Annotated in this window: 13 protein-coding genes; 10 read left to right on the plus strand and 3 right to left on the minus strand. The window is 73.1% G+C overall.

The annotated features are described in order from the left end of the window. Nucleotides 1–53: 53 nt before the first annotated feature. Nucleotides 54–1,556, plus strand: coding sequence for a CoA-acylating methylmalonate-semialdehyde dehydrogenase (locus tag ABT354_RS03595; RefSeq protein ID WP_351488448.1), 1,503 nt, complete (start codon nt 54–56; stop codon nt 1,554–1,556). A gap of 132 nt (nt 1,557–1,688) precedes the next feature. Here the strand turns inward: ABT354_RS03595 and ABT354_RS03600 are convergent, their stop codons facing one another. Then, on the minus strand, nt 1,689–2,882 hold the full coding sequence (locus tag ABT354_RS03600; protein WP_351488450.1) for a S8 family peptidase: 1,194 nt from the start codon (nt 2,880–2,882) through the stop codon (nt 1,689–1,691). Nucleotides 2,883–3,416: 534 nt separating this feature from the next. On the opposite strand from ABT354_RS03600, the gene ABT354_RS03605 reads away from it, so the two are divergent. Then, nucleotides 3,417–6,152, plus strand: coding sequence for an alpha/beta fold hydrolase (locus tag ABT354_RS03605; RefSeq protein WP_351488452.1), 2,736 nt, complete (start codon nt 3,417–3,419; stop codon nt 6,150–6,152). Further along, on the plus strand, nt 6,149–7,009 hold the full coding sequence (locus ABT354_RS03610) for an ABC transporter permease (protein WP_351488455.1): 861 nt from the start codon (nt 6,149–6,151) through the stop codon (nt 7,007–7,009). The genes ABT354_RS03605 and ABT354_RS03610 overlap by 4 nt, the downstream gene beginning before the upstream one ends. A gap of 121 nt (nt 7,010–7,130) precedes the next feature. Here ABT354_RS03610 and ABT354_RS03615 read toward each other — a convergent pair whose 3' ends face one another. After that, nucleotides 7,131–7,895 (minus strand): class I SAM-dependent methyltransferase, encoded by a 765-nt coding sequence (locus ABT354_RS03615; protein WP_351488458.1) that lies wholly within the window; start codon nt 7,893–7,895, stop codon nt 7,131–7,133. A gap of 227 nt (nt 7,896–8,122) precedes the next feature. On the opposite strand from ABT354_RS03615, the gene ABT354_RS03620 reads away from it, so the two are divergent. The 6 genes from ABT354_RS03620 (at nt 8,123) to ABT354_RS03645 (ending at nt 14,113) form a co-directional block, all read left to right on the plus strand. Next, on the plus strand, nt 8,123–8,581 hold the full coding sequence (locus tag ABT354_RS03620; RefSeq protein WP_351488460.1) for a hypothetical protein: 459 nt from the start codon (nt 8,123–8,125) through the stop codon (nt 8,579–8,581). A 47-nt stretch (nt 8,582–8,628) separates the two neighbouring features. Then, nucleotides 8,629–10,113 (plus strand): sensor histidine kinase, encoded by a 1,485-nt coding sequence (locus tag ABT354_RS03625; protein WP_351488463.1) that lies wholly within the window; start codon nt 8,629–8,631, stop codon nt 10,111–10,113. Next, nucleotides 10,016–10,675, plus strand: coding sequence for a response regulator transcription factor (locus ABT354_RS03630; RefSeq protein ID WP_351488465.1), 660 nt, complete (start codon nt 10,016–10,018; stop codon nt 10,673–10,675). The genes ABT354_RS03625 and ABT354_RS03630 overlap by 98 nt, the downstream gene beginning before the upstream one ends. Nucleotides 10,676–10,956: 281 nt before the next feature. Then, nucleotides 10,957–11,559 carry a carbonic anhydrase gene (locus tag ABT354_RS03635; protein ID WP_351488468.1) on the plus strand — a complete coding sequence of 201 codons (603 nt, stop codon included), beginning with the start codon at nt 10,957–10,959 and terminating at the stop codon, nt 11,557–11,559. Between the two features lie 284 nt (nt 11,560–11,843). Next, nucleotides 11,844–13,775, plus strand: a complete 1,932-nt coding sequence (locus ABT354_RS03640) for a SulP family inorganic anion transporter (RefSeq protein WP_502983326.1) — start codon at nt 11,844–11,846, stop codon at nt 13,773–13,775. Next, nucleotides 13,772–14,113, plus strand: coding sequence for a hypothetical protein (locus ABT354_RS03645; protein WP_351488470.1), 342 nt, complete (start codon nt 13,772–13,774; stop codon nt 14,111–14,113). Before ABT354_RS03640 ends, ABT354_RS03645 begins: the two co-directional genes overlap by 4 nt. A 399-nt stretch (nt 14,114–14,512) precedes the next feature. On the opposite strand, the gene ABT354_RS03650 is transcribed toward ABT354_RS03645, so the two are convergent. Continuing rightward, entirely contained in the window at nt 14,513–15,433 is a 921-nt protein-coding gene (locus tag ABT354_RS03650; RefSeq protein WP_351488473.1) for an AurF N-oxygenase family protein, read from the minus strand. A gap of 88 nt (nt 15,434–15,521) precedes the next feature. Between ABT354_RS03650 and ABT354_RS03655 the strand changes: the two genes are divergently transcribed. Next, a complete protein-coding gene (locus ABT354_RS03655) occupies nt 15,522–17,480 on the plus strand; it encodes an acyl-CoA dehydrogenase family protein (protein WP_502983309.1) in 1,959 nt (652 codons plus the stop codon). Nucleotides 17,481–17,511 lie beyond the last annotated feature (31 nt).

A 17,511-nucleotide genomic window follows, 5' to 3' on the forward strand; every position in this document is an offset into this window, starting at 1 on the left:
GAGACCGCTGTGAGAAGCCGGGGCCTCCGGCATCGCTGAAGGAGCCTTTCGTCATGACCAAGACCGTCAACCACTGGATCGGTGGCCGGGCCGTCGAGGGCGCGTCCGGCAACTGGGGTCCGGTCACCGACCCGGCGACCGGAGCCGTCACCACCCGGGTGGCGCTGGCCTCGGCCGACGAGGTCGCGGCCGCGGTCGCCGCGGCGAAGGCGGCGTTCCCCGGCTGGGCCGCCTCCTCGCTGGCGCGGCGGACCGCGATCCTCTTCCGCTACCGGGCCCTGCTGGACGCCCACCGTGACGACATCGCCGCGCTGATCACCGCCGAGCACGGCAAGGTGCACGCGGACGCGCTGGGCGAGGTGGCGCGCGGTCTGGAGATCGTGGAGCTGGCCTGCGGGATCACCACCCAGCTGAAGGGCGAGCTGTCCACGGAGGTGGCCGGCCGGGTCGATGTGGCGTCGATCCGCCAGCCGCTGGGCGTGGTCGCGGGCATCACCCCGTTCAACTTCCCGGCGATGGTGCCGATGTGGATGTTCCCGCTCGCCATCGCCTGCGGCAACACCTTCGTCCTCAAGCCCAGCGAGAAGGACCCCTCGTCGGCCAACTTCCTGGCGGAGCTGGCGACCCGGGCGGGGCTCCCGGACGGTGTGCTCAATGTGGTCCACGGCGACCGGGTCGCGGTGGAGGCGCTGCTCGCCCACCCGGATGTGGCCGCGGTCTCCTTCGTGGGCTCCACCCCGATCGCCCGTTCCATCCATGCCACCGCCTCCGCCCACGGCAAGCGGGTGCAGGCGCTGGGCGGGGCCAAGAACCACATGCTGGTCCTGCCGGACGCGGATCTGGACGCGGCGGCGGACGCGGCGGTCTCGGCGGCGTACGGGTCGGCGGGGGAGCGCTGTATGGCGATCTCCGCGGTGGTCGTGGTCGGCGCCATCGGGGACGCGCTGGTGGAGCGGATCCGGGAGCGGGCCGAGAAGATCGTGATCGGACCCGGTGACGACCCCTCGTCGGAGATGGGGCCGCTGATCACCCGGGCCCACCGGGACAAGGTCGCCTCCTATGTGACCGGTGCCGCCGCCCAGGGCGCCGAGGTGGTCCTCGACGGCACCGGGCACACCGTCCCCGGGTACGAGGACGGGCACTGGATCGGGATCTCGCTGCTGGACCGGGTCTCGCCCGACGCGGACGCCTACCGGGACGAGATCTTCGGCCCGGTGCTGTGTGTGCTGCGGGCGGAGAGCTACGACGAGGGGCTGGCGCTGATCAACGCCTCGCCGTTCGGCAACGGCACCGCGATCTTCACCCGGGACGGCGGCGCGGCCCGCCGCTTCCAGCTGGAGGTCCAGGCGGGCATGGTCGGGGTGAACGTCCCGATCCCGGTCCCCGTCGGCTACCACTCCTTCGGCGGCTGGAAGGACTCCCTCTTCGGCGACCACCACATCTACGGCACCGACGGGGTGCGCTTCTACACCCGGGGCAAGGTGGTCACCACCCGCTGGCCCGACCCCTCGGAGCCGCACTCGGGCGTCGACCTCGGCTTCCCCCGTAACCACTGATTTCCCGGACGGGTACGGGGGCGCCCCCGGGCGCGGCGGCACCGGCCACGCCCGGGGGCACGAGGGGTGCCGGTGCCCGCCGGTTCGGGGGGCACCGGCGGGCACACCGGCGAGGAGTCGTCCGTCCGGAGGCTAGAAGAGCGAGTAGAGCAGCTTGTTCGGGGAGCCGGTCCCCGGGTTGACGACCTTGTTGTTGGTGGCGTTGTTCACGATCGCGTCCCTGACCTGGGCCGCGGTCGCGGTGGGGTTGGCCGCCAGATGGAGCGCCGCCACACCCGCCGCGTGCGGGGCCGCCATCGAGGTGCCGGAGATGGTGTTGGTGGCCGTGTCATTGGTCGCCCAGGCGGAGGTGACCTGCACCCCCGGCGCGAAGATGTCCAGGCAGGTGCCGAAGTTGGAGAAGGAGGCCCGCCGGTCGGTGCGGTCGGTCGCGCCGACGGTGATGGCGGTGGGCACCCGGGCCGGGGAGATGGTGCAGGCGTTCACCGGCTGGCCGAAGATATTGCCGTTGCCCGCGGCGATGGCGTAGCTGATGCCGGAGGCGATCGAGCGGGTGACGGCGTTGTCCAGGGTGGTGTTGGCGCCACCGCCCAGGCTCATATTGGCCACGGCGGGCTTGCGGGCGTTGGCGGTCACCCAGTCGACCCCGGCGATGACCCCGGCGTTGGTGCCGGAGCCCTGGCAGTTGAGGACCCGTACCGCGATCAGGTTGACCGCCTTGGCGACCCCCCAGGTGGTGCCGCCGACGGTGCCCGCGACGTGGGTGCCGTGGCCATGGCAGTCCTGGCCGTTCTGGCCGCCCCCGACGGTGTCGGTGCCGACACTGGCCCGGCCGCCGAAGTCGCTGTGACCGGTGCGGATGCCGGTGTCGATGATGTAGGCGTTCACCCCCGCGGCGGTGGTGTTGTACGTGTACGTGGTGGAGAGCGGCAGATCGCGCTGGTCGATCCGGTCGATGCCCCAGGTGGCGTTGGTCTGGGTGGCGGCGAGGCGCACCCGGGAGTCCTGCTCGACATAGGCGACCCGGGGGTCGGCGGCCAGCCGGGCGGCCCGGTCGGCGGGCATCTTCGCCGCGAAGCCCCGCACCGCGCTGCGATAGGTGTAGGTGGGGGTGACACCGAAGTCGGCGGCGCGGGTGCGGCCGTCCTTCAGCACCACGATCCAGCTGCCGGGGACGGCGGTCGCGGACGGGGCGAGCCGCAGATCCCCCCGGGTGGGCTCGGGCGCCGGGGCGGCGTGCGCGCCGGGGGAGAGGGCGAACTGAAGACCGGCGGCGAGGGCGACCACGGGCAGCAGGGCGCCCAGACGGCGGGCGGTTCTTCTCATTCTCGTACACCTGACCTCTCGTTGACCGGATCACGGGCGAGTGCGGGTGCGGATACGGGTGCGGTGGGTGTGGGTGTGGGTGTGACGGGTGCGCGTACGGATGCGGATGCGAATGCGGGTGTGACGGGAACGGGTACGGGTACGGGTACGGGTGCGGCGGACACGGCGGACGGGAGCGTGCGCCGGGGTGTGCGCGGACGCGCGGTGCGGGTGGCGCGGGGGTGTGCGGACCCGCGGGGTCTGCCGGTCGGCCGGTGAGGGCGGGACCGGAGTGAACGGGCGCGACGAACACTGTCGCCTGTCATGTCACATGACACAAGACTCGGGAGCGGGACACCGCGCCGCGGCGCCCGCCTTGGCCGAAGAGCCGCGCCCCCGGGCCCGCCCCGCCCCCGCCGCCCCGGGCTCCCCGGCCCGCCCCCGACCGGCCCGGTCGCCCCCGTACCCGCCCCCGGGCCCCGCCGGGACCCCGCAGGGCGGCCCGGCTCCCGGGGCGGCCGGAACCCCACAGGCGGCCCGCTTAAGGTGGCCAGCATGCAAATCCGAATCCCCCGGCCCCGCCGCCGGGGCCGATGGCTCGCGGGGGTGGCCGCCCTCGCCGTACTCGCCGGAGCGGGCACCTGGACCGCCGTCGCCGAGGACAGCGACCCCGAGGTGCACCGCGAGGACCGGGTGCACCGGATGCCGGGGGCCGGTGTCGACACCTCGTTCTTCACCTCGGGGGACCCCGACCGCAAGCGCCCCGCCGTCCTCCTCGGCCATGGCTTCGGCGGCAGCAAGGACGATGTCCGAGACCGGGCCGAGCGGCTCGCCCGGGACGGCTATGCCGTACTGACCTGGTCCGCACGGGGCTTCGGCGCCTCCACCGGAAGCATCGGACTCAATGACCCCGACCATGAGATCAAGGACGTCTCCCGGCTGATCGACTGGCTGGCGAAGCGGCCCGAGGTCCGGCTCGACGGGGCCGGCGACCCCCGGGTGGGCATGGCCGGCGCCTCCTACGGCGGCGCCGCCGCCCTGCTCACCGCCGGACACGACCGGCGCGTCGACGCCATCGCCCCCTCGATCACCTACTGGAACCTCGCCGACGCGCTCTTCCCCGGCGGGGTCTTCAAGAAGCTCTGGGCGGGTGTCTTCTTCTCCGCCGGCTCCGCACCCGGCGCCGGACCCGGACGCCCCTTCACCGACCCCGCCACCCGGGACACCGCCCCGGGCCGGCCGGGCACCGCGAAGGCCCCCACCGACCCCGAGGGATGCGGCAGGTTCACCGCCGAGGTCTGTGCGATGTACGAGCGGGTCGCCGTCTCCGGCCGGCCCGACAGCGCCGCCCGCACCCTGCTGGAGAGCCGCAGCCCGGTCGCCGTCGGCGACCGGATCAAGGTCCCCGCCCTGATCGTCCAGGGCCAGTCCGACTCGCTCTTCCCGCTGGACCAGGCCGACGCCATGGCCCAGCGGATCCGGGCCAACGGCGCCCCCGTCGCCGTCGACTGGATCTCCGGCGGCCATGACGGCGGGGACACCGAGGACGAGCGGATCGACGCCCGGGTCACCGCCTGGTTCGACCGCCACCTCGGCGACGACCGGTCCGCCGACACCGGACCCGCCTTCCGGGTCAGCCGCACCGGAGGCGTCGACTCCAGCGACGGCCGGGCGGTGCTGCGCGGCGCCGAGGCCGCCACCTACCCCGGGCTCCACAGCGGCGCCCGGCGCTTCCCGCTCACCGCCGGGGAGCAGCGCTTCTCCAATCCGGCCGGGGCCGCCCCGCCCGCCATCTCCGCCGTCCCCGGGGTCAGCGGAGCCCTGGGCGACCTCTCCGCCCTCGGGGTGGGGATCGCCACCGACTTCCCGGGCCAGCACGCCCGTTTCGACACGCGACCCCTCGACGGGGTCGTCCGGATCACCGGAACGCCCCGGGTGCGGGTGAAGGTCGCCTCCTCCAGTGGTGCGGCGGTGCTCTTCGCCAAGGTGTACGACGTGGGCCCGGACGGGCGGCAGCAGGTGCTCCCCGCCCAGCTGGTCGCCCCTGTCCGGATCACCGGGATCCGGGAGGCCAAGGAGGTCACCCTGACCCTGCCCGCCGTGGACCACCGGGTGGACGCCGGGCACCGGCTGCGGCTGGTGCTCTCCGCCACCGACCTCGGCCACGCCTCCCCGGCCGAGCCCGCCCGCTACACCGTCGGTCTCGCCGGGGCGGGCGAGCTGTCCGTCCCCACCGCGCCCGCCGTCCGCAACCCGGACGCCCAGGTGGCCTGGTGGACCTGGGCGCTCCCGGCCGCCGGGGCGGTCCTCGCCGCTCTGCTGATCCTCGCCGCCCGCCGCCGCTCCGCCGCTCCCGCGCCCGATCCCGAGCGCGCCGATGTCCCGCTGGAGATCACCGGGCTGAGCAAGCGGTACGCCCGCTCCAGCGACCGCTATGCCGTCCGGGAGCTGTCCTTCCGGGTCGAGAAGGGCCAGGTCCTCGGCCTGCTCGGCCCCAATGGCGCGGGCAAGACGACCACCCTGCGGATGCTGATGGGGCTGATCCGCCCCGACGAGGGCGAGATCCGGGTCTTCGGCCATGCCATCCGGCCGGGCGCCCCGGTCCTCTCCCGGGTCGGCGCCTTCGTGGAGGGCGCCGGATTCCTGCCCCATCTCTCCGGGCGGGAGAATCTGGACCTCTACTGGCAGGCCACCGGCCGCCCGGCGGAGGACGCCCGGATGGAAGAGGCGCTGGAGATAGCCGGTCTCGGCGACGCCCTCGCCCGCGCCGTGCGCACCTACTCCCAGGGCATGCGGCAGCGGCTCGCCATCGCCCAGGCCATGCTGGGCCTGCCGGATCTGCTGATCCTGGACGAGCCGACCAATGGACTCGACCCGCCGCAGATCCGCGAGATGCGCGAGGTGATGATCCGGTACGCCGCCGGGGGCCGCACGGTCATCGTCTCCAGCCATCTCCTCTCCGAGGTGGAGCAGTCCTGCACCCATCTCGTCGTCATGGACCGGGGGCGGCTGATCCAGGCCGGACCCGTCGCCGAGATCACCGGCGAGAGCGACACCCTGCTGGTGACCCTCTCCGACGGCCTCTCCGATCCCCTGCTGGAGAAGATCGCCGCGCTGCCGGGGATCGGCTCCGCCCGGCGGATCGAGGAGGGGCTGCTGGTCCGGCTCGACGGCGCCACCGCCACCGAGCTGATCGGTGAACTCGTCCGGCTGGAGGTCCCGCTGACCGGCGCCGGGCCCCACCGCCGGCTGGAGGACGCCTTCCTCACCCTGATCGGAGGTTCCGCGTGACCACCCTGACCGAGGCCGCGCCCGGCTACCGCGCCCGGCGCACCCTGCCGCTGCGGGTGGAGGCGGTCCGGCAGCTCAAGCGGCGCCGGACCCTGGTGATGGCGGGGGTCCTCGCGGCACTGCCGCTGGTGCTCATCGCCGCCTTCGCCCTCGGCGGCGACCCCTCCGACGGCGGACCGGGCGACCGGATCACCCTGATGGACACCGCCACCGCCTCCGGGATCAACTTCGCGGCCACCTGCCTCTTTGTCTCGGCGGGCTTTCTGCTGGTGATCCCGGTGGCGCTCTTCCACGGCGACACCGTCGCCTCGGAGGCCAACTGGTCCTCGCTGCGCTATCTGCTGGCGGCGCCCGTGCCCCGGAACCGGCTGCTCTGGTCCAAGCTGGCGGTGGCGCTCGGCTTCAGCGCGGCGGCGATGGCGCTGCTGCCGGTGGTCGCCCTGGCGGCGGGCACCCTCGCCTATGGGTGGGGGCCGCTGGAGCTGCCCACCGGGGGCTCGCTGGCGGCCGGGACCGCGCTGCCCCGGCTGGGCGTCGCGGCGCTGTACATCTTTCTCTCCCAGCTGGCCACGGCGGGGCTCGCGTTCTGGCTCTCCACCCGGACCGACGCCCCGCTGGGCGCGGTGGGCGGGGCGGTCGGGCTGACGATCGTGGGCAATGTGCTGGACGCGGTGACCGCCCTCGGCGACTGGCGCGAGATCCTGCCCGCCCACTATCAGTTCGACTGGATCGACGCGCTCCAGCCCCGGCCGGAGTGGGGTGGGATGGTGCAGGGGGCCTCGGTCTCCGTCACCTATGCCCTGGTCCTCTTCGCACTGGCCTTCCGGCACTTCGCGCGCAAGGACATCGTGTCCTGACGGGGGGCGGCCCCGGGGTGCACGGGGACGGCCCTGGATGTACGGGGGAGGCCCTGGATGTACGGGGGAGGGCGCACGGTCACCGTGCGCCCTCCCCCGTACCCGTGCCGGAGGGCCTGTGTCAGCGGGCGGGGCCGCGCCGGGCCACCGTGATGATCTCGGGCGAGGCGTCGGTGACCGGGGAACGGTCCCAGTCCCCGTACTGTTCCTCCACGACCAGACCCGCCCCGGCGAGAAAGCGCCCGAGGGACTCCTGGTCCAGGAAGCGCAGAGTGCTGCGGCTGGTGCGCGGCGCGTCCCACCCCGTACCGATGAGGGTGCAGACAAAGGAGACGAGGTCCCCGCGCGGCGGATCCACCGTGTACCAGGTCCGGACGACCGCGCCGGTGGCGTCCGTGATCTCGGTGTCGTACGAGCCCTCGCCCGGCGCCCCGGTGTCCCAGGTCTCCCACTCCCGGGCGGCGGGGTTACGGGTCTCGAAGGCGAACCGCCCGCCCTCCTTCAGGGCGGTGGCGATCCCGCCGAGGACGGTGCGCAACTCTTCGTCGGTGAGGAAGACCTGGAAGGCATGGCCGCTCATCACCACGAGGTCGAACTCCCGCTCCCAGCCCACCGTGGAGAGATCCCCGAGGATCCACTCCACATCGGTACGGAGGCGGGCCTGCTCCAGCATCCCCACCGCCGGGTCCAGCCCGACCAGGCGCCCGGTGTGCCCGGCCTCCCGGGCGAGCTTCAGCAGGCTCCCCGTACCGCATCCGACATCCAGGACGGCGGGGGCGGACATCAGCAGCGGCAGCTGGAAGGCGAAGTCGGCGCGGCCCTCGGTGGGGTTGAGCCGGTCGTAGAGGGAGGCCAGGTAGGGATCGGCGTAATCGTGATCGACCATCGGGTCAGGGTGACACGGCGACCCGGCGCACTTCACCCGGTTTTCCGCCGCCCGGCCCCCGGGGGTCCGCCCGGGGGTCCGCCCGGGGGTGCGCCCGGGGGTGCGCCGCCACCCTCGCGAGGCCCTCGCTCACGCTCCGTCGAGCGTGAAGGGCCGCTGGTGGAAAGGGACATGAGAATCCTCTCCTCTTCGGACCACCTGATCGCTCCAGGACGCAGACTCTCCGCATGACATGGAGGAGAGTCCAGGTGGTGGCCGTGATCGTCTGCGCCCTCGGGGGCGGCGGGCTGATGGCCGGACGCCTCTGGGCCGGCGCCGGGGCACCGCCCGATCTCGGCCCCGGGATCGTGGTGCGGCCCACCACTCCACCGCTGCCCGACGCCACCTGGCGCGCCCGCCCGTCCTCCTCGATGGAGCCGGCGTCGACGCCCCCCACCCTGCTGCCCACCCTCTCCCGGCCGCCCTCGCCCGGCGGGTTCACCGCCCTGACCGCGCCGCCGCCCGCGCGGGAGGGGGGCCGCCCGGTACGGACCGTGCCGCCCCCGCGCAGCGACGACGACCCGCCCTGGTCCCCCGGCGACGACGACGAGGAGAGCGACGAGGGCGAGGAGGGCGAGGGCTCCGGGGAGGACGACCACGAGGAGTACGAGGAGTACGAGGAGTACGGGGACGGCGGGGACGACTAGTGGTACGCCGCCGTACGCGCAGCGCGCGTTCCCGCATCGTCGGCTGGATGCTGCTGCTCGTCGGGGCGGCGATGGCCGCGCCCACGATCGGTATCACCGTCGTCTGGCAGGCCCAGCTGGACCGTCAGATAGACGACCGGCTGGAACGCGAGGTCGACAAGGTGCGACGGTTCGCCCGGACCGCCCATGACCCGGCGACCGGCGGCCCGTTCCAGGACGGGGCCACCCTGCTGACCCAGTTCATGACGGTCAATCTGCCCAACCGCGACGAGACCTTCTTCAGCATCGTCGACGGCCGGGCCGACCGCCGCAGCTCCGCCCCCGCCCCGGTCCTCCTCGACCGCGACCCCGAGGTGGTGCGCCGGCTGTCGAATCTGCCCGGTCCCACCGTCGGCTGGCTGGACTCCCCGGCCGGGCGGGTGCGGTACGGGGTGATGCCGGTCCGGGTCGCCGGGGACCGCCGCGATGTACGCCTGGTGGTGCTGGAGTTCCGCGACCGCCAGCTCCGCGAGGAGCGCCGGATGATCGAGATCCTGCTGGTGACCTCCTTCGGCGCGCTGGTCTGCGCCGGGTTCGCGGGCTGGCTGGTGGCGGGACGGATCCTGGCACCGGTCCGGCTGGTCCGGCAGACCGCCGCCCGGATCGGCGAGTCGGATCTGACCCAGCGGCTCGACGTCCAGGGCGACGACGATGTGGCGGCCCTCGCCCATACCTTCAACCACATGCTGGACCGGCTGGAGAGCGCCTTCACCGCCCAGCGCAGGTTCCTGGACGAGGTCGGGCACGAGCTGCGCACCCCGATCACCGTCGTCCGGGGCCATCTGGAGCTGATGCGGGACGACGGCCTGGACGAGGAGCGCGCCTCCACCCGGGCCCTGCTGGTGGACGAACTCGACCGGATGAGCCGGATCGTGGGCGATCTGCTGCTGCTCGCCAAGGCCGAGCGCCCCGACTTCCTCACCGTCGGCGAGACCAATCTGACCGATCTGATCGTGGACTCGGTGGCCAAGGCGCGCGCCCTGGGCCACCGGCACTGGCGGGTCGCCGCCGTCGCCGAGGAGGTCGTCCTGGTCGACGGCCAGCGGCTGGCCCAGGGGCTGATCCAGCTCGCGGCCAACGCGGTCCGGCACACCCTGGACGGGGATCTGATCGAGATGGGGTCGGCCGTCCGGGAGGGCAGGGTGCTGCTCTGGGTCCGGGACACCGGCCCCGGGGTCGGCCCCGTCGACCGGGAGCGGATCTTCGGCCGCTTCGTCCAGTCGGGCCGGGCCGCCTCACCGGAGCGGGCGGGGACCGGGATCGGCCTGGGACTCGCCATCGTCAAGGAGATAGCACAGGCCCATGGCGGCACCGTCTGGGTGGAGGACGCCGAGACCGGCGGCGCCCGGTTCGTCATGGACCTCCCCGCGTACCACCCCTGGCAGAAGGGACATCATGCACCGGATTCTCATAGCGGAGGACGAGGCCGGAATCGCCTCCTTCGTCGAGAAGGGACTGCGTGGCAATGGCTTCGCGACCGCCGTGGTCGGTGATGGACTCTCGGCGTACGAGCATGCCCGCGCGGGCGGCTGCGACCTCATGATCCTCGATCTGGGGCTGCCCACCGTCGACGGGCTGACCGTGCTGCGCAAGCTCCGGGAGGTACGGGTGACGCTGCCGGTGGTGATCCTCACCGCCCGGGACAGCGTCTCGGACGTGGTCGCGGGGCTGGAGGGAGGGGCCGACGACTACATCTCCAAACCGTTCGCCTTCGAGGAGCTGCTCGCCCGGGTACGGCTGAGACTGCGGGCCGAGGGCGGTCCGGAGGGGTCCGTGCTGCGGGTCGGGGATCTCGCGCTGGATCTGCGCACCCGGCGGGTCCATGTGCACGGGCGGGTCGCGGAGCTGTCGGCGCGGGAGTTCGCGCTGGCGGAGGTCTTTCTGCGCAACCCGGACCAGGTGCTGACACGGGAGCAGCTGCTCAGCCGGGTCTGGGGGTTCGACTACGACCCGGGGTCGAACATCGTCGATGTGTATGTGCGCTATCTGCGGCGGAAGCTGGGGGCGGACCGGGTGGAGACGGTCCGGGGGGTGGGGTACCGGCTGCGGGCCTGAGGCGGGCGCCGCCCGTACCGCCGCTCGGACACCCGGACCCGTACCGCCGCACGCGTACCGCCCTGGTCGTGGAGGCCGTTGGCCTGGGGGAGGGGGCCGGGCGGGGCCGTCCGGGCCGCCGGGACATCGTTGTCAGAGGGCGTTGTCATGGGCATGAGAGCTGTCTCACGGTGATCTCACCGCCGGCTCATGGCACGGGCGCATGCTTCCGGCCGGGACCTCCCCCGAGGGATGTCCTTCCGTCCCGGCCGCCCCGGCCGGCAGAGCCCGGAGTACCCCCCATGAAGCGACTGCTCGACAACGCGCGCACCTTCCGGCACCGGATCGCCCCCGAGAGCGAGACCTTCCGCCGCTTCGCGACCGGCCAGAAACCGGGAACCCTCTTCATCACCTGCTCGGACTCCCGGGTGATCCCCGCGCTGATCACCGGCGCCGTCCCCGGCGAGGTCTTCGAACTCCGCAACGCGGGCAACATCGTTCCCCCCTACCGCCCCGGGCTCCCCTCCGGCGAGGCCGCGACTATCGAGTACGCGGTGGATGTGCTGAAGGTCAGGGACATCGTCGTCTGCGGCCACTCCCACTGCGGCGCCGTGGGCGCCCTCGCCGCCGCCCAGGACCTGAGCGCGCTGCCGAGCGTCGCCCGCTGGGTGGAGGTGGCCCGGCCCGCGCTCGCCCCGCTGCTCGGGGTGCCGCCCGAGGACCCGTCCCTCGCCGCGCATGTCCAGTGCCATGTGGTGGCCCAGCTGGAGACGGTACGGAACTACCCCACGGTCCGGGCCGCCGTCCTCGACGGCCGGCTGCGGCTGCATGGCTGGTACTACCGCGTCGACACCGCCGAGGTGCTGGAGCTGGACGAACTGAAGGGCGAGTTCCACCGCAACTGACGCCCCCACCGGCCCGGCCGCCCTCCCCCCCCGGCGGCGGTGCCACAGCTCCCACCCCCCACTCGCACCCGGCCCGCCCGGCCCGAGCACCCCGGCCCGCCCCGGCCCTGCGCTCGCCCGGCCCCGGATGCGGCGAAAGGAACACTGTGCCGATCGAACGAACGCGTCCCGGCGCGGGACGCCATGCGCGAAGGAGCGGTGGCCGCCCGGCGGCGGGAACCACCGGCGCCGCCCCGCCCGGCGGCCGCACCGGCTCCCTGGGCGCGGACCTCACCGCCTCGATCGTGGTCTTTCTGGTCGCCCTGCCGCTCTGTATCGGGGTCGCGGCGGCCTCCGGCGTCCCCGTCGCCCTCGGCATCGTCTCCGGCATCGTCGGCGGACTGGTCGTCGGCTTCCTCCCCGGCAGCAGCCTCCAGGTCAGCGGGCCCGCCGCCGGACTCGCCGTCCTGGTCCTGGAGTTCGTCACCGAACACGGGGTCGGTCTGCTCGGCCCCGTCGTCCTGATCAGCGGGCTGCTCCAGATGGGGCTCGGCATGCTGCGGATGGGCCGGCTCTTCCAGTCCATCTCGGTCTCCGTGGTCCAGGGCATGCTGGCGGGCATCGGCGTCCCGCTGATCCTGAGCCAGACCTACGCACTGGTCGACTCCAAGCAGCTCGGCACCGCCCTGAAGAACATCGGCGGACTGCCCCAGCTGGCCTCCGACGTCCTGGCCGACCGGGACAAGCTGGCCGCCCTCGGCCTCGGTCTGATGGCGCTGGTGCTCTGCTTCCTCTGGAAGAAGGTCCCCGCGCCGCTGGGCAAGGTGCCCGCCCCGCTGGTCGCCGTGGTGCTGGGCGCCGCCATCGCCGCCCTCCCCGCCGTCGAGGTCAAGAAGGTCTCCTTCGGCTCCATGGTGGACAGCATCGACATCGTCGGCCCCTCCGCGCTGAGCCATCTCGTGGACCCCGCCCTGCTCACGATGATCGTCACCTTCACCGTGATCGCCTCGGCGGAGAGCCTCTTCAGCGCCGCCGCCGTGGACCGGATGCACACCGGGCCCCGTACCCGCTACAACGCCGAACTCTTCTCGCAGGGCGTCGGCAACACCCTCTGCGGAGCGCTGGGCGCACTGCCCATGACGGCGGTCATCGTCCGCAGCGCGGCCAATGTCCAGGCCGGGGCGCGCACCAAGGTCTCCCGCATCCTGCACGGCGCCTGGCTGCTCGGCTTCGGTCTGCTGCTGCCCGGACTGCTCGGGCTGATCCCGGTGACCGTGCTCGCCGGGGTGCTGCTGCACGCCGGGTGGAAGCTCTTCAACCCGCCCGCCTTCGCCCAGATGTGGCGGACCGACCGGGGCGAGGGCGTGGTCATGTTCGTCACCACCCTCGCCATCGTCGTCGCCAACCTCCTCGAAGGGGTGCTCGCGGGGCTGGCCGTCGCCGTGGTGCTGGTCGCCCTGCGGATGTCCCGGATGACGGTCCGCACCACCCGGGAGGGTGACAGCGGACGGCTGGAGCTGCGCGGCAACGCCACCTTCCTGCGGCTGCCCCGGCTCATCGACGAGCTGGACTCCCTCGCCGATCTGAACCGGGTGGTGGTGGACGCCCGGGGGATGTCCCATCTGGACCTCGCCTGCCGCAGCCAGCTGGAGGAGTGGGCGGAGCAGCGCCGCAAGGGCGGGGCGGAGCGGGTGGAGCTGCTGCTGCCGGGCGGGTCCGGCGACGACGTCTCCCCGGCGGAGACCGGAGCCGGTGCCGCCGCCGACTTCGACGCCACCGCCGATGTTCCGGGTACGGGTACGGGTACGGGTGCCGGCACCGGTACGGGTACGGGTACGAGTGCCTGGGCCGTCCCGGGTGGCGACCCCGGGCCCGCAGGCCCCCACCCGGACCCGTGGTCGCGGCCGCACCGGCCCGAACCGGCCGTCCCGTACGCGATGGCCGCCCATCACCCGGGGTACCCCCCATCCCCGGGGCACTCCCCGTACCCCGACCACACCACCGGCCCGGCCCACCCCTCGTACCCCGCGCATCCGTCGTACCCCGGCGGTCCGGCGTACGGACCCACCCCGCACCCGGCGTACACCGCCCCGCCCCCGGCCGCCGGGGCGCCGGGTGCCCGCCCCTGGGAAGGGGTGCCCGACCCCCGGCTGCACGACCGCCCGGCGGCGGGCGTCTCCTGGGGCCCCGAGGACGACTGGGCCGTCCAGCGCTACGGAGAGGAGACCCGGCGATGAAACCCCTGAGGACCGCACTGGCGGACGCGCTGCACCTGGGAGCGGTGGGACGCACCGGCGGCCGGGGAGCACCCCGGACACCCCGCCCCCGGGGCGCGGGCTGCGCCCGGACCGACTGCCCCCTGACCGAGGGCCCCGCCACGGGCCCGGGAACAGCCGGGGCGGCGGGGTTACGGCGGGGCCCGGCGGCCACCGGAGCCGCGCGCCGCTCCCGGGCGGGACAGGGCTGTGAGCGGGATCCGCTCTTCGAGTTCCTCCGCTCGCTGCACCAGTTCCTGACCGCCCCCCAGGACACCGCCGGATCCGGGGACCCGGGCGAACGCCCCGGCCCCCGGTAACGCCCGGAACCCCCGGGTCCGGCGGTCCCCAGGGCCATGAACAGTGCTTCCCCTCACTGGGCCCTGACCCGGCCCCCTCTTCCGCACCCCCTGGCGGAGAGGGGGCCTCCCGCGCGCGGGGCGCGGGGATACGGGACCGGCCACGCCGGGCGGGGGTCTCGTGTGCCCCGGCGGCCGTACCCACTAGCCTGATACCGCCGGTACGCCGCCCCTTGGGGGACCGTGGTGGTGTGCGCCGCCCCGCTCCGGGGCGCGCCCCGGCATGACCACCCGCCGGCGAGGGCCGGCCGGGCGACCCGGAATGCGGCCGGGTCGCCCGGCCTTCCGCCGTCACAGCGGTCCGGCGGGCCCGAGCCTCCGTCCCCCGTCACTGCGGCGGGCCGGAGTCTCCGTCTCCCGTCACAGCAGTCCGGCGGCGCGCCAGAGCCTCCGTCCCCGCTCGTCGAAGACGCCCACGTCCTCCAGGAAGGACGCGAGCCGGGCCGCCCCCATGCGCAGCACCTCACGGCGGTGCTCACTGGCGCGGGACTGCCGTACGGCGGTCCGGCGGTCGAGGCCGCAGTCGGCGTAGACCTCCGGGTTGACCAGGGAGCGGGCGAAGAGCCGGCCCAGCTCCCCGGTGACGCTCCGGGTGATCCGCAGCTCCATCCGGCCCGCCCGCTCCATCTGCCGCCGCAGCTCCTCGCGTGCGTACCGGACATGACGTGCCTCCTCGACGACATGGATCCGGGTGACCCCCCGTACCAGCGGCTGCACCCGGTCGTCGGGGAAGGTCAGCCGCTGCATCCAGTCGATGACCTCCTCGCAGAGGAGGGTGAAGACCAGTGAACACGCGGTGCTGGAACAGGATTTGAAGACGCGGGTGAGATTCTGGACGAAGGGTGACACCGGATAGACCGGGGTCCCCGACTTGGCGAGAAAGCGGGAGAACATCATGGAGTGGCGGCACTCGTCGGCGATCTCGGTGAGTGCGTAACGGACGTGTTTGCTGGCGATCGGCCGGTCGTAGACATGCCGCAGCAGCAGCTGCATGACCACGATCTCGAACCAGATACCGATCGAGGCGAGTGACGCGCTTTCGACCCGGGCGAGCCGATGGCGCCGTTCGTCGTCCATGGCCCACCACAGCGGGGTGTCGTAGAGCGAGAGGAGTTCCGGCGGCCAGAACCATTTCCCTTCCTCGAAGGGCGCGTCCCAGTCGAGGTCCCGGTCGGGGTCGAAGGTATGCCGGGCGCTCGCCTCCAGAAGCCGCTGCGCCACCTCTTCCCGATCCCTCAGATTGAACTTTCCGGCCAATTTCTCCGGTGATTTCACAGTCACGGTGATCCCTTTAATATGTCATATCATCCGATGTGATGTCGAACGGTTGGATACGGTCCGCCATCCGGCAACGGTCTTTATAGCGCCCATGGAAGACCGTTTCGCCCGCTATCTCCGTAACTCATGCGCTCTGACGGACCTGACGGGTGATCATCACTCAAATGAGGGACAGAGTGGGCGATTACCACGGGGACGCATGATCGTTGAGAACGCCGTGTTCACCCATGCCGACACCCCAGCCTGTGCCCGTGCCGACATCTCAGCCGACGCCGCCGGGTCGGCGTCGCCCGTCCGACGTGAACTGACCGCCGCCCTGTTCAAGGACGGCCCCGCCGAATCCCACCGGAAGTGGCGGAAAGCCATCTCGGCAGAGCCCTTTCGATTCCGGGCCGAGCTGCGCACCGAGGAGCGCTGGGAGCAGTCCTACGCCCGGCTGCGCACACTCAATGAGGAAATCGAATCACCCGAAGAGCTGGCCCGCGATCCCCGGGGACTCGCCGCGATGCATGAATGGGCCGCCGTCGTTGACGGAGCCCTCGCCACCGTGGCCGGAATCCACTACAACCTCTTCCTCGGCAGCCTTGTGGATGACAAATCCATGGAGCGCGACCTGGTGCCCTTCCGTACGCTCGCACGTACAGGAACGTTCCTCTGCACGGAACGCGGGCACGGAAATGACGCGGCGGCGCTGGAAACCACCGCGACCTACGACCGGCGCACCCAGGAATTCGTTCTCCACACACCGCACGAACGCGCGCAGAAGTACATGCCCAACACCAGCCCCGCGGGCGGCCCCAAGTCCGCCGTGGTCGCGGCCCGGCTGCTGGTGGACGGGCGGGACCTCGGGGTCTTCCTCTTCCTCACCCCGCTCACCGACACCGGGGGCACCCTCCCGGGTGTCACCGTCGAGCCGCTGCCCGACCGCGTCGGCAGCCCCGTCGACCACTGCGTCACCTCCTTCGACCGGGTACGGCTGCCGCGCACCGCCCTGGTGCAGGGCCCGCACGGCCGGCTCCTGCCCGACGGCACCCTCCACAGCGACCTGGGCAGCCAGCGCAAACGCTTCCTCCAGGCCATCGGCCGGGTCACCACCGGCAAGCTCTGTATGAGCGCCAGCACCCTCGGCGGCTGCCGCGCCGCCCTCGCCATCGCCGTCCGCTACGCGTACACCCGCCGGATCTCCGGCCCCACCGCGGGCAGCAGGATCCCGCTCGCCGCCCATCGCAGCCATCACTCCAGACTCCTCAGATCCCTGGCCACCGCCTACGCCATGACCTTCCTCCACCGCAGCGTCACCCACACCTGGATCGTCCATGAACCCGCCGAACGCGACCACGCCGAACGGCTGGTGGCCGTCGCCAAGGGCTGGATCACCTGGCACGCCCGCGCCCTCACCGTCGAGGCACGCGAGCGGTGCGGCGCACGGGCCCTCTTCCCGGTGAACGGACTCGCCGAGTATCCCGCCAACGCCGACGGCGCCATCACCGCCGAGGGGGACAACCTCGCCATCTGGTGCAAGGCCGGCGCCGAGATGATCTTCGGCCACACCCCCGCCGAACCGACCCCCCGGCGCACCCCCGCCCCCGGGGGCACCGCCGCCCTGGAGGACCCCGGCTTCCTGCGCGACCTGCTCGCCGTCGCCGAGGGCCGCTGGCACCACCGGGCCCGGCTCAACCTCAGGTCAGGGCCGTCGGGGGACGCGCTCGGCCGCTGGAACAACGCCTCCACCGCCGCCCTGGAACTCGTCGGCACCCATGCGACGCTGCTCGCCGCCGACGCCTTCATCGCGGCCCTGGAAACGGTCGCGCACCCCGGCACCCGCGCCGCTCTGCGCCGTCTGTGCGCCCTCTTCCTGCTCGACACGATCGCTCCGCGCACCGGGGAACTGCTCGCGGACGGCCATCTCACCGCCGTACAGGTGCGGGCCGTTCCCGATACGGTCGAGCGGTTGACGGCGGAACTGGCGCCGCATCTCGCCGTGCTCGCCGAGGCCTTCGACGTACCCGAGGAACATCTGGGCGATCTGCCGATGCTGAGCGCCCCCTGAGCCGCCGGCCGGGAGCCCGCAGCGGCCCGGG

Source organism: Streptomyces sp. NPDC000594, assembly GCF_040299965.1.
Lineage (GTDB): Bacteria > Actinomycetota > Actinomycetes > Streptomycetales > Streptomycetaceae > Streptomyces.